General features: G+C 70.9%; 10 protein-coding genes. 5 read left to right on the forward strand and 5 right to left on the reverse strand.

Annotated features, from left to right (window positions below; genetic code table 11):
• Positions 1-24: 24 nt before the first annotated feature.
• Complete coding sequence (locus ACIRQP_RS33385) at positions 25-636, reverse strand: hypothetical protein (RefSeq protein WP_403896917.1); 612 nt, start codon at positions 634-636, stop codon at positions 25-27.
• Positions 637-877: 241 nt separating this feature from the next.
• Between ACIRQP_RS33385 and ACIRQP_RS33390 the strand changes: the two genes are divergently transcribed.
• Positions 878-3,724, forward strand: coding sequence for a penicillin acylase family protein (locus ACIRQP_RS33390; RefSeq protein WP_403896919.1), 2,847 nt, complete (start codon positions 878-880; stop codon positions 3,722-3,724).
• Positions 3,725-3,832: 108 nt separating this feature from the next.
• On the opposite strand, the gene ACIRQP_RS33395 is transcribed toward ACIRQP_RS33390, so the two are convergent.
• The gene (locus tag ACIRQP_RS33395; RefSeq protein ID WP_403897039.1) at positions 3,833-5,152 is read right to left on the reverse strand and encodes an MFS transporter; all 1,320 of its coding nucleotides are present in this window, start codon (positions 5,150-5,152) and stop codon (positions 3,833-3,835) included.
• 159 nt (positions 5,153-5,311) lie between these two features.
• Positions 5,312-6,604, reverse strand: a complete 1,293-nt coding sequence (locus tag ACIRQP_RS33400; protein WP_403896921.1) for an exo-beta-N-acetylmuramidase NamZ domain-containing protein — start codon at positions 6,602-6,604, stop codon at positions 5,312-5,314.
• A 202-nt stretch (positions 6,605-6,806) separates the two neighbouring features.
• On the opposite strand from ACIRQP_RS33400, the gene ACIRQP_RS33405 reads away from it, so the two are divergent.
• The 4 genes from ACIRQP_RS33405 (at position 6,807) to ACIRQP_RS33420 (ending at position 10,264) form a co-directional block, all read left to right on the forward strand.
• Positions 6,807-7,589, forward strand: a complete 783-nt coding sequence (locus ACIRQP_RS33405) for an SDR family oxidoreductase (RefSeq protein WP_403896924.1) — start codon at positions 6,807-6,809, stop codon at positions 7,587-7,589.
• A gap of 191 nt (positions 7,590-7,780) precedes the next feature.
• The gene (locus tag ACIRQP_RS33410; RefSeq protein ID WP_403896926.1) at positions 7,781-8,374 is read left to right on the forward strand and encodes a TetR/AcrR family transcriptional regulator; all 594 of its coding nucleotides are present in this window, start codon (positions 7,781-7,783) and stop codon (positions 8,372-8,374) included.
• Between the two features lie 161 nt (positions 8,375-8,535).
• Positions 8,536-9,108, forward strand: coding sequence for a hypothetical protein (locus tag ACIRQP_RS33415; protein ID WP_403896929.1), 573 nt, complete (start codon positions 8,536-8,538; stop codon positions 9,106-9,108).
• 301 nt (positions 9,109-9,409) lie between these two features.
• Positions 9,410-10,264, forward strand: a complete 855-nt coding sequence (locus ACIRQP_RS33420) for a response regulator transcription factor (protein ID WP_403896932.1) — start codon at positions 9,410-9,412, stop codon at positions 10,262-10,264.
• A 61-nt stretch (positions 10,265-10,325) separates the two neighbouring features.
• Here the strand turns inward: ACIRQP_RS33420 and ACIRQP_RS33425 are convergent, their stop codons facing one another.
• Entirely contained in the window at positions 10,326-11,558 is a 1,233-nt protein-coding gene (locus tag ACIRQP_RS33425; protein WP_403896935.1) for an acyl-CoA dehydrogenase family protein, read from the reverse strand.
• A 9-nt stretch (positions 11,559-11,567) separates the two neighbouring features.
• Positions 11,568-12,599 carry a phosphotransferase family protein gene (locus ACIRQP_RS33430; protein ID WP_403896938.1) on the reverse strand — a complete coding sequence of 344 codons (1,032 nt, stop codon included), beginning with the start codon at positions 12,597-12,599 and terminating at the stop codon, positions 11,568-11,570.
• Positions 12,600-12,690: the final 91 nt, after the last annotated feature.

The raw sequence follows: 12,690 nt of genomic DNA on the forward strand, positions 1-12,690 counted from the left end.
CTCCGGAGTCCGCCCCCGCAGAGCTCAGGCCACCGACGCCAGATCCTTGAGCCGCGCCCGCTTCGCCCGGTCCAGCGCCTCGGATGTGAGGACGGGCAGCGGTACCACGATGCCGCAGCCCGTGCAGACCGGTCCCGACCAGGGTTCGCCCGCCAGGTCGGGACGCCAGACGATGTCATGATCCGCGCAGACCGGGCAGCTCGCCCCCGGGCCCGTATCCAGCCCGGAGATCAGCCGGCGCAGCACCTCGGCCAGCGACTCGGACGGATGGGCGGCCGGGTTCTCGCACCGGGCGACGCCGTTACCGCCCCAGGTCCGCCGGTGCCAGTCGTCGAAGCTCTTGGGGCGCCGCAGCCCGTCGTGCTTCTCGCGCCTGCGCCGTTCGGCGAACTCCCTCTCGTACGCGAGCCATACGGCCCGCGCTTCCTCCAACTCGTCCAGCGCGGCCATCAGCCGCACTGGATCGGGCGCCCTGTCCTCGGGCTCGATACTGTGCCTCGCGCACAGATGATCCCAGGTCGCCCGGTGCCCATAAGGGGCAAATCGCTCCAGGCACTTGCGCAGTGAGTACCGTCGCAAGGCCAGATCGCATCGCGGGTCGCGCACCTGTCTCGCAAGACTCCGGAATCCGGCCATCGCATGCCACCTCCGTCGCTTCATCGGCGTTGAGGAATGGACGTACGCCTGCCCCATTCGGCTCCATCAAAAATCAGATGGCACCCATGGATTCCGACATTCCGGTTGTTATCGAGCTGAATTCGATGGCGATTCACAGGAACCGGCATGTGACGGTTCGAAAAAGGTGACTGATGTTCATCTTACCGAGTGGTCATACCGTCGGTAACCTCCGGCGCACCGGCCTCCCCGAGGAGCTCCCATGCGACGACGCACCGGAAGACTCGCCAGCGCCACCGCCGCGGCGGTGTTCGCGCTGGGCGCGGCTCTGCTGACCCCGCTGCCACAGGCTGCCGCCGAACCCGCGCGGGCGCCCGCCCCCGCGGCGGACGCCCGCGGCGCGGCGGCCGACCCCGTCACCGATCACTGTCAGGGCCAGTGCGCCGACATCCTGCCGCCCGGCCAGAACGGCAACGCCACCCTCGCCGATATCCTCGGCAACCGTCTGTTCGGCACCTTCCCCGCCCATGCCTCCGACCAACTCGGCCGGTACGACGCGCTGGTGGCCGGTCATGGCGGACTCACCGACGCGAAGCTCACCGACTTCTTCAACGACGCCTCCTTCGGGGTCCCCGCGGACCAGGTCGAATCCGTCACCTCCCCGCGCGCCGACGTCACGATCACCCGCGACAAGAAGACCGGCGTCCCGCACATCAAGGGCACCACCCGCTACGGCACCGAGTTCGGCGCGGGCTACGCGGCGGCGCAGGACCGGCTGTGGATGATGGACCTCTTCCGCCATATCGGCCGCGGTGAGCTGACCTCCTTCGCGGGCGGCGCGCTCGCCAACCAGGGACTTGAGCAGCAGTTCTGGCCCTCGGCCCCGTACACCGAAGCGGAGTACGAGGCCCAGATCGAGCGGATCAGGACCACCGAGGGCGAGCGTGGCGAGCTGGCCATGGCGGACGCGCAGGCGTATGTCGACGGCATCAACGCCTACCGCCAGAAGTCCAAGGACGGCCGCTACTTCCCCGGCGAGTACGTACTCACCGGCAAGATCGACTCGATCACCAACGTCGGCGAGATCCAGCCCTTCGAGCTCACCGACCTGATCTCCATAGCGTCGGTCGTCGGCGGCCAGTTCGGCGGCGGAGGCGGTGGCGAGGTGCAGGCCGCGCTCTCGCTCCTCGCCGCCCAGCAGAAGTACGGCGTCGTCAAGGGCACCGAGGTCTGGGAGTCGTTCCGCCAGCGCGACGACCCCGAGGCCGTGCTCACCGTCCACGACGGCACCCGCTTCCCGTACGCGCGCAAGCCCGCCCAGCCGCGCGGCACGGCCCTGCCCGACGCCGGCTCGGTCCAGGCGGAACAGCTGGTGTACGACAGGACAGGCTCGGCCGCTACGAACGCCAAGGCACCGGTCACCGCCCCGGAGAAACTCAAGCCGCTCCAGGGCCTCTTCGACGACGGCGTCGTCCCGCAGGGATCGCTCTCCGCCAAGCGCGGGATGTCCAACGCGCTGCTCGTCTCGGGACAGCACACCGCGAGCGGCAATCCCGTGGCCGTCTTCGGCCCGCAGACCGGCTACTTCGCGCCACAGCTCATGATGCTCCAGGAACTCCAGGGCCCCGGCATCAGCGCCCGCGGCGTCGCCTTCGCCGGAGTCGGCATGTACGTCCAGATGGGCCGCGGCCAGGACTACGCCTGGAGCGCCACCTCCGCGGGCCAGGACATCACCGACACGTACACCATCGAGCTGTGCGAACCGAACGGCTCGCCCGCCACCAAGGCGTCCACGCACTACCTCTACCGCTCCGTCTGCACCCCGATGGAGAAGATGGAACGCGGCAACTCCTGGAAGCCGAGCGTCGCCGACTCCACCGCCGAGGGCTCCTACCGGCTCCAGGTCTGGCGTACCAAGTACGGCATGGTCACCCACCGCGCGACCATCGGCGGAAAGCCCGTCGCGTACACCTCATTGCGGACCACCTACCGGCACGAAGCCGACTCGATCATCGGCTTCCAGATGCTCAACGACCCCGCGCACACCAAGGACGCCGCCTCCTTCCAGCAGGCCGCGCACCGCATCGGCTACGCCTTCAACTGGTTCTACGCGGACTCGCGCACGGCCGCGTTCTTCAACAGCGGCTCGAACCCGGTGCGCGCGGCGGGCGTCGATCCGGCGCTGCCGGTCAAGGCCGAGCAGGCGTACGAGTGGCAGGGCTACGACGCGGTGCACAACACCGCCACGTACACGCCCTTCGCCCAGCATCCGCGGTCGGTCGGACAGGACTACTACATCTCCTGGAACAACCGGCAGGCGAAGGAGTACGACACGGCGGGCTTCGGCTTCGGCGCCGTGCACCGGGGCGATCTGCTGGACGACCGCGTCGGGAAACTGGTCGCGGACGGCGGTGTCACCCGCGCGTCCCTCACCCGGGCGATGGCCGAGGCGGCCGTGACCGATCTGCGCGGTGAGCAGGTGCTGCCCGAACTGCTGAAGGTGCTGCGCTCGGCGCCCGTCACGGATCCCCAGCTCAACACCGCCGTGCAGCAGCTGGAGTCCTGGCGCGCGGCGGGCTCCCCGCGCAAGGAGACGGCGCGGGGCTCGCACACGTACGGGAACGCCGACGCCGTACGGATCATGGACGCGTGGTGGCCGAGGCTGGTCGAGGCCGCGTTCAGGCCGGCCCTCGGCGACGGCCTCTACCAGGCGCTCACCGCCTCGCTCCCGACCGACGAGTCCCCGGCCTCCAGCCATGGCCCGACGGGCGCGCACAGCGGCTCCGCGTTCCAGTACGGCTGGTGGGGATATGTCGACAAGGATCTCCGCCAGGTCCTGGGCGACCCGGTCCAGGCCCCGACACCGGACACGTACTGCGGGGGCGGCTCCCTGAGCGCCTGCCGTGACGCGCTGCTCACCACCCTCAAAGCGGCGGCGGCGGTGCCCGCCGGTGTGGTCTACCCGGGCGACGACAACTGCGCGGCCGGCGACCAGTGGTGCACGGACACGATCATCCACCGGGCGCTGGGCGGCATCAATCACCCGAAGGTCAACTGGCAGAACAGGCCGACGTACCAGCAGGTGGTGGAGTTCCCGAGCCACCGGTAGAAGGCGGTCTCCGGTACGCAGGCTGTACACGGCACGTGTGGTGGACGCGGACGCCGCGACCGGCCCCGGGCGGCAGCACCGCCCGTGGACGGGCCGCGGCGTTTCGCGTCAGCCCAGTTCGCGTTCCCTTGTCTCCGGCAGCGCCCGCACGCAGAGCAGCGAGACCACGGCCATCCCGCAGACGTACCAGCCCACCGACGCCGAGCCGAAGCCGGACTGGAGGCGCGGTACGACCAAGGGGGAGACCGCGCCGCCCAGGACGCCGCCCAGGTTGTACGCGAGTGACGCGCCCGAGTAGCGGACGCGTGCGGGGAACAGTTCGGGCAAGTAGGCGCCCATGGGGCCGGACGTCACGCCCAGACAGAACAGCGCGCCGCCGAGGGCCACCGCCATCAGTACCGGCTGCCGGGTGTCGAGCAGCGGGAACAGCAGCAGGCTCCAGACCGCGGCCAGTCCGCACCCCGACAGAACCAGTCTGCGTCGGCCGTCCGTGTCGGAGCGCGTGGCGGAGAACCAGATACCGGCCGCGAGGAAGAGGCAGGCGACCAGGGACAGCGCCAGCATCGTATTGCGCGGCACACCCAGGGACGTCGTGGTGTACGACAGGCCGTAGGTCATCGATGTGTAGAAGAGGGCGTACACGACGGCCATCGAGCCCGCGCCGAGCAGCAGTTCGCGCGTGTGACACCGCAGGAGATCCATCAGGGGCGCCCTGCTCGCCGCCCGCTCCGCGACGGACCGCTCGAAGACCGGGGTCTCGCTGATCTTCAGCCGTACGACCAGTCCGACGGCGACCAGCAGGAAGGACAGCAGGAACGGAATACGCCAGCCCCAACTGGCGAAGGCCGCCTCGTCGAGCGACGCGGACACCAGCCAGAAGACGCCGGTGGCGGCGGAGAAGCCGACCGGCGGGCCGAGTTGGGGGAACGCCGCGTACAGCCCACGCCGCCCGCGCGGTGCGTGCTCCACGGCCAGGAGCACGGCGCCGCCCCACTCGCCGCCGATCCCGATGCCCTGGAGGAAGCGGAGCGTGACGAGCAGCAGGGGCGCCCAACTGCCCAGGGTGGCGTAGCCGGGCAGCAGCCCCACCAGAGCCGTGGACAGCCCCATCAGCAGCAGCGAGATGACCAGAACGGATTTGCGGCCGACGCGGTCACCGAAATGGCCGAAGACGATTGAGCCGATCGGGCGAGCCAGAAAGGCCACCGCGTAGGTGGAGAAGGACGCGAGCGTGGCGTTGAGCGGGGAGAGGTTGGGGAAGAAGACGTCGTCGAGGACCAGCGCCGCCGCCATGCCGTAGATGAAGAAGTCGTAGAGCTCGATGGTGTTGCCGATGAAGCTCGCCACGGCCACCCGGCGCGGACTCTCCCGGTGTTCCGGACTGTCCGCGGCGGGCGCTGTGGGAGTGGGGGACAGAGTTTCGTCGATCACGACAGGCACTTTCACGGCCGATGAACGGCACGGTCAACGGCGCCTGTTGGGCACTCTCCGGTATCGGTGAGCTACCGACTGTTATCGGCCGTGCGGTCGCCGGTGGAGCCGTTCGGTCACCCGTGGAGCCGTCCGGTCACCGGTAAAGCCGTTCGGTCACCGGTAGAGCAGATATCCCCGCCGTACGGCACGGAACACGGCCAGTTCGCTCCGCCACGCGCCGGTCACCTCGTCCGTGTCCGCGCCCGCGTCGATCAGCGTGCGGACCTTCGCCGACCCGGTCAGCTTGTCGATCCAGTTGTCGGCGCGCCAGGCGAACCCGCTCCACGACCGCTTCGCCGTCACCAGCAGCGCGATACCGGTGCGTACCGGATCGAAGGACTCCCGGTCGTGGACATGGAGCTGCACCCCGCCGATCGTCGTGCCCTGGAACTTGGAGAAGGTCGGCGCGAAGTACGCCTCACGGAAGCGCACCCCCGGCAGCTCCAGCGCGTTGACCGCCGCCGCCCACTCGCGGCCGACGCCCTCCGCGCCCAGCAGCTCGAACGGCCGTGTCGTGCCGCGTCCCTCCGACAGGTTCGTCCCCTCGAAGAGGCAGGTCCCCGCGTACACCAACGCGGTCTCGGGCGTCGGCATATTGGGACTCGGCGGCACCCATGGCAGGCCCGTCGCGCCGAAGAAGTCGCCGCGCCGCCAGCCCGCCATCGTGACGACGTCCAGTTCCACCGGATTCGGCGTGAGGAACTCGCCGTTGAACAGCCGCGCCAGCTCGGTGACGGTCATCCCGTGCGCCTGCGAGATCGGCTGACGCCCCACGAAGGTCGCGAACTCCCGCTGGAGGACCGGCCCGAGGGCCTCCCGCCCGGTCACCGGATTGGGCCGGTCGAGCACCACGAACCGCTTGCCCGCGAGCGCCGCCGCCTCCATGCAGTCGTACAGCGTCCAGATGTATGTGTAGAAGCGGGCGCCCGCGTCCTGGATGTCGAAGACGACGGTGTCCACCCCGGACGCCGTGAAGATGTCCGCGAGGGGCCGGCCGCTCTTCAGGTAGGTGTCGTAGACGGGCAGTCCGGTGGCCGGGTCGTCGTAGCGGCCCTCGGAGCCGCCGGCCTGCGCCGTACCGCGGAAGCCGTGCTCCGGGCCGAAGACGGCGACCAGTTCCACCCGCGCGTCGGCGTGCATGACATCCACGATGTGGCGTACGTCGGAGGTGATCCCGGTCGGGTTGGTGACCACGCCGATCTTCTCCCCGGCGAGGAGCCGGTAGCCGTCGGCGGCCAGCCGGTCGAAGCCGGTACGGACCCGCGCGCCGCCACCGGGGCGCGCGGGCCCGGCAGCCTCCGCCGACCGCGCGGCGGCTGGGGTCCGGGCCGCGGCCGGCGCACCCGCCGCACCTGCCGCACCCATCGCGCCACCGGCGGCCAGCAATCCCCGTCTGGACAGGCTCATCCCGCTACCTCCGCGCCCTCGGTCGTCTGCCATGGCCACGCACGCTAGCGCGCCGACCGGCCCGGCGGAACGAGGCCAACCGCACGTGGCACCACCGCCCCGTCCGGCACCGCCTCTTCCGCCATAACATACCGACTGGTTAGTCTGTCGACGCCGACGAGGCCGTCGGCGAGGAACCGGAACGCCGGAAAGGCAGGTCCCGATGAGTTCGGTGCACGGCGCGGGGGTTGTGGTCACAGGAGCAGGGGGTGGCATCGGCGCCGCGCTGGCCCGCAGATTCGCCGCCGAAGGCGCCCGGGTGGTGGTCAACGACCTCGACGCGGAGAAGGCCGAGGCCGTCGCCGCCGAGATCGGCGCCGTCGCTGTCCCCGGCGACGCCTCCCTGATCGTCGACGACGCCCGCGAGGCGCTCGGCGGCACCGTCGACATCTACTGCGCCAACGCCGGGCTCGGCTCGGCCGGTGACGCGCTCTGCGGCGAGGACGTCTGGTCGGCCGCCTGGGACGTCAACGTCATGGCGCACGTACGGGCCGGCAGGGCGCTGCTGCCCGACTGGCTGGAGCGCGGGAGCGGCAGGTTCGTCTCCACCGTCTCCGCCGCCGGACTGCTCACCATGATCGGCGCGGCGCCGTACAGCGTCACCAAGCACGCCGCCCTGGCCTACGCGGAGTGGCTCTCGCTGACCTACCGCCACCGCGGGCTCAAGGCGCACGCCATCTGTCCGCAGGGCGTGCGTACGGACATGCTCAGCGCTTCCGGCACCGCCGGCGAGCTGGTGCTCGCCCCCAGCGCCATCGAGCCGCCCGCCGTGGCCGACGCGCTGTTCACCGCCATGGCGGAGGACCGGTTCCTCGTCCTGCCGCATCCCGAGGTGGCGGACTTCCACCGGGCGCGCGCCGGCGACACCGACCGCTGGCTCACCTCGATGAACCGCGTCCAGCAGAAGTGGGAAGCGATCGGAACGGGCGAGGCCGCCGGGGAGTGACCGGGCGGGCCGGCCCGTACGCCGGTCCGCGCGTGGCCGCGATCCTGCCCGAGCCGCCCGGGACGGCGGATGGGAAGATCCTCGGCGGGAACTGCGTTCCCCGTCGTGGGCGTCACCGTAGGCGTTGCGGACCCGGGAACGGCACGGGAACGCCACGGGGACGGCACGGAGCGAAAGGCAGGTGACGGCAGATGGCCAGAACGACGGACGGGGACGGTACCCCCGTTCCCCAGCGACTGCTGGCCGCCGCCACCCGGCTCTTCGCCGAGCGCGGCTACGACCGCACCTCGGTCCAGGAGATCGTCGAGGCGGCGGGCGTCACCAAGGGCGCGCTGTACCACTACTTCGGCTCCAAGGAGGACCTCCTCCAGGAGGTCTACGCCCGCGTCCTCCGCCTCCAGCAGGAACGTCTCGACGCCTACGCGGACGCGGACGAGCCGGTGGAGCGGCGACTGCGGGCCGCCGCCTCCGATGTGGTCGTGACGACGATCGACAACCTGGACGACGCCGCGATCTTCTTCCGCTCCATGCACCATCTCAGCCCGGGGAAGAACAAGCAGGTACGGGCGGAGCGCCGCCGCTACCACGAGCGGTTCCGCGCGCTGGTCGAGGAGGGCCAGCGGAGCGGGGTCTTCTCCACCGCGACCCCCGCCGATCTGGTGGTGGACTACCACTTCGGCTCGGTCCACCATCTCTCCACCTGGTACCGCCCGGACGGCCCGCTCACCCCGCAGCAGGTCGCGGACCATCTCGCGGATCTGCTGCTGCGGGCGCTGCGCCCGTAAGCCGGCGGCCCAACGCCCCGCGCGCCGACGCCGGTTGCTCCCCCTACGTACTTGTACGCATTGCGGCCGATCCGCGTCATGGTCACCATGAGTGTCGTTCGGGATACGGAATGTGAAGCGCTCCGCGTACCCGACCACTCGTACATGACTTAGGGGGATCAATGAACAAGATCCGTGCGTTCATGCTGAGGGCCACGGTCGGCGTCTTCGCCGCCGGTACGCTCGCGGCCGGCCTGATGGCGGCCCCGACCGCCGGGGCGCAGACCCCTCAGGACGGCAGCCGCCAGGCGTTCACCGCGCAGACGCAACGGGCCGGGCTGACACCCGCCCAGGCCGGCGAGCTCCAGGACCGGGTCGAGGGCTATCTCGCCGAAGAGCCGGGCAGCAGGCAGGTCTCCGCCAACAGGATCGCGACCGAGGGCGGCGACCTCGTCGTCGCCGCTCCCGGCCAGCGGTACGCCCGCGACCTGGCCGGGCCGGGAGCGAGCGGCCGGGCGCCCGCCGCCTGTGCGTACGGACACCTCTGTCTGTACAAGCCCGGCGACTCACGTGACTACTACCGGTGCGGGACATACAGCCTGCCCTGGGTCGGGAACGGCACGTTCAACAACAACCAGACCCGCGGCACCACCGCGAGGTTCCTGAACTCCGACCGCAGCGTCCGCTGGACCTCCAGGGCGCCCCAGACTGGCACGGCGACCTGGACGGGGGTCTTCTTCGTCGTGCCCTGCTGACGGCCCGACGGCCGGCTGCTCCCGTGGCGTGAAGGCCGAGGAGCGACGGCCCGAGGGCGTGACGGGCCGGAGGGCGCCGCTGAAGTTGCCGTGGCCGAGGCATCTTCACCGGCGGGCACCCCCCTCGGCCCAGGGCTCCCGGGGCAGCGGCTGTGCGCAGGCCCCGGGAGCCCCCTGTGGTGAAGCCGATCCACCCTCGACCGGTCTACCCATCGAGCGGCGGGTGCGGCAGTATGAACACGGAGAGTATCGGAGTCGGTGCGTACGGCCATCATCGGCCGTCGGGGGCGCGGGGGTGTCGATGGGGTCTGTCCTGTGGCGTGACTACGCCCATATGCTCGGTCTGGCTGTCGCCGTTCTGGAACACCCGGATCCGGAGCCCGCCTGGTCCTCGGTCCTCGCCGAACTGGCCCGGGGCATGCACGCGTCGGCCGTCTCGCTCTCCCAGGCCAGCTACGCGAAGCGGACCGGCCGTGTGGTGGCGTGGAAGTCCGCGCACGCGCTCTCGCAGGACTATCTGGACGCCCTGACCGCCCGCCAACTCCGCGCGGACAACCCCCTCGTGGCCCACTACACCTCCGCCCGGGACCACACCCCGCTGTCCGCGAGCCAGATCATGGGCGAGCGCTCCTGGCTGCGCAGCCGGAGCCACCGCCTGGCCCGGCAGACTCTCGGTGCCCATATGCTCGGGATCCCGCTGCCCGCCCCGGCCGGGGTCGCGAGGGGCTTCGTACTGCACCACCCGCAGGACGACTTCACGGCCGAGGAGCTGGCGTACGCCCGCCGCGTCCAGCCCTTGCTGGTCAGCATCGACTCCCACTACAGCGCCCTCGCGCGATGGCGCGCCGCCGCCACCAGCGCCGCCCCCGCCTGTCCCGCCCCGTCCCGTGTCGCCCCGTCCCGTGTCGCCTCCGTCACGGACCCGGCCGAGCGGGCGGCGGAGGCGGGGCTCACGCCACGTCAGCTCACGGTCCTCACGCTGCTCGCGCAGGCCATGCCCGCCACGGCGATCGCCCGCCGGCTGCATATCTCCCCGCGCACCGTCCACAAGCACATCGAGGGCATCTACCGCAGGCTCGGCGTCTGCGACCGGCTCTCCGCGGTCATGCGCGCCCAGTCCCTCGGTCTGCTCCCGCCGCCGTCGCCGGACTCCTGAGACCCGGGTGCGGCCTCTTACTCGTCCAGTCCCGGGTGCCTCGGGCTCATGCTCGTCGGGCTCAGAGGTACTTCTTCAGCTCCCGCCGCGCCAGCGACCGCTGATGCACCTCGTCGGGGCCGTCCGCCAGCCTCAAGGTCCGGGCCGCGGCCCACAGTTCGGCCAGCGGGAAGTCCTGGCTGACCCCGCCCGCGCCATGCAACTGGACGGCCGAGTCGATGATGCCGACGACCGCGCGCGGGGTGGCGATCTTGATGGCCTGGATCTCCGTGTGCGCGCCCCGGTTGCCGACCGTATCCATCAGCCAGGCCGTCTTCAGTACGAGCAGCCGCAGCTGTTCGACCGTCACCCGGGCGTCCGCGATCCAGTTCTGCACGACGCCCTGCTGGGCGATCGGCTTTCCGAACGCCGTACGGGACACGGCCCTGCGGCACATCAGCTCGATCGCCCGCTCGGCCATCCCGATCAGCCGCATGCAGTGGTGGATCCGGCCGGGGCCGAGCCGGGCCTGCGCGATCGCGAAACCGCCGCCCTCCTCGCCGACGAGATGCGAGGCGGGCACCCGCACATTGTCGAACACCACCTCGGCATGGCCGCCGTGGTAGTGGTCCTCGTAGCCGTACACCCGCATGGCGCGGCGGACTTCGAGCCCCGGGGTGTCACGGGGGACCAGGATCATCGACTGCTGGCGGCGGATGTCCTCGCCGTCGGGGTCGGTCTTGCCCATCACGATGAAGATCGCGCAGTCCGGGTTCATCGCCCCGGAGATGTACCACTTGCGGCCGTTGACGACATAGTCGTCGCCGTCCCGCCGGATCCGCGTCTGGATGTTCGTCGCGTCCGAGGAGGCCACATCGGGTTCGGTCATGGCGAACGCCGACCGGATCTCGCCCGCGAGCAGCGGCTCCAGCCACCGCTTCTTCTGTTCAGGGGTGCCGAACTGGGCCAGTACCTCCATGTTCCCGGTGTCGGGCGCGGCGCAGTTCAGCACGGTGGGGGCCAGCTGCGGGGAGTGTCCGGTGATCTCGGCGAGCGGCGCGTACTGGAGATTGGTCAGCCCGGCGCCGTACTCCGGGTCCGGCGAGCCGTGCTGGTCCACGAAGAAGAGATTCCACAGGCCCTGGGCACGCGCCTCGGCCTTGAGGTCCTCGACGACCGCCGGGGTGTCCCAAGGATCGGCCAGCAGGGACCGCTGCTCGTGCGCCACCGCCTCGGCAGGCAGGACATAGGCGTCCATGAAGGCGAGCAGCCTGGCCCGCAGCTCTTCGGTGCGGGCGTCGAATGCGAAGTCCATGAGGGGTACTCAGCCTTCCTGGAGGGTGGTGAGGCCGTGCTGGATGAAGACGGGTACGAGAGCGCCGATCCGGTCGAAGCCGGGTCCCACGGTCCGGCCCAGGGTGTAGCGGTAGTGGATGCCCTCCAGGATCACGGCGAGCTTGAACCAGGCGAACGCCGTGTACCAGGAGATCGCCGAGGTGTCCCGGCCCGAGCCCGCGGCGTACCGCTCGATCAGCTCGGCGGGCGTGGGATGGCCCACGGCCCCGGCCGTCGTACTGATCGGGGACCCCGTCAGCTCCAGGGGCTTGCTGTACATCACCAGCAGCCCCAGGTCGGTGAGCGGATCGCCGAGCGTGGACATCTCCCAGTCCAGTACGGCCCTGATCCGGTCGTCCTCACCGAGCAGGACGTTGTCGAGCCGGTAGTCGCCGTGGATCACGGTGGGCGCGGGGGAGACGGGCAGCGACCGGCCGAGGGCCGCGTGCAGCTCGTCGATACCGGCCAGCTCCCGGGCGCGGGAGGCGTCGAGCTGCTTGCCCCAGCGGCGCAGCTGCCGGTCGAGGAAGCCGTCGGGGCGGCCGAAGTCGCCGAGCCCGACCGCCACGGGATCGACGGCGTGCAGCTCGACGAGCGTGTCGACCAGCGCCAGAACGGCGGCGCGGGTGCGCTCGGGGCCGAGCGGGGCGAGCTGTTCGGCCGTACGGTACGCGGTGCCCGCCACGTACTCCATCACGTAGAAGGGCGCGCCGAGCACGGACTCGTCCTCGCAGAGCAGCAGCGGCTCGGGCACCGGCACGGCCGTCGGATGCAGCGCCTCGATCACGCGGTACTCGCGCCTCATGTCGTGCGCGGTGGCCAGCACATGACCGAGCGGCGGTCTGCGGACCACCCAGCGATGGGCGGGATCGGCGGAATCGGTGACGGTGTACGTCAGATTCGACCGGCCGCCCTCGATCAGCGCCGCGTCGAGCGGTCCGCTCACCAGGCCGGGGAGCGCGCGGTCGAGATGGCCGCGCAACTGCTCGGGATCGAGTCCTGGCGGGGGGACTGGGCTCATCGTGCGTACCTCCGTGGGTGGTCGGGGCCGATACCGATGACTCATGATGCTGACCAGTCGGTATGTCGTCCAGTGCCGGGGTCCTGGACCG

The sequence above is a fragment of the Streptomyces sp. NPDC102274 genome (assembly GCF_044766385.1).
Taxonomy (GTDB): domain Bacteria; phylum Actinomycetota; class Actinomycetes; order Streptomycetales; family Streptomycetaceae; genus Streptomyces.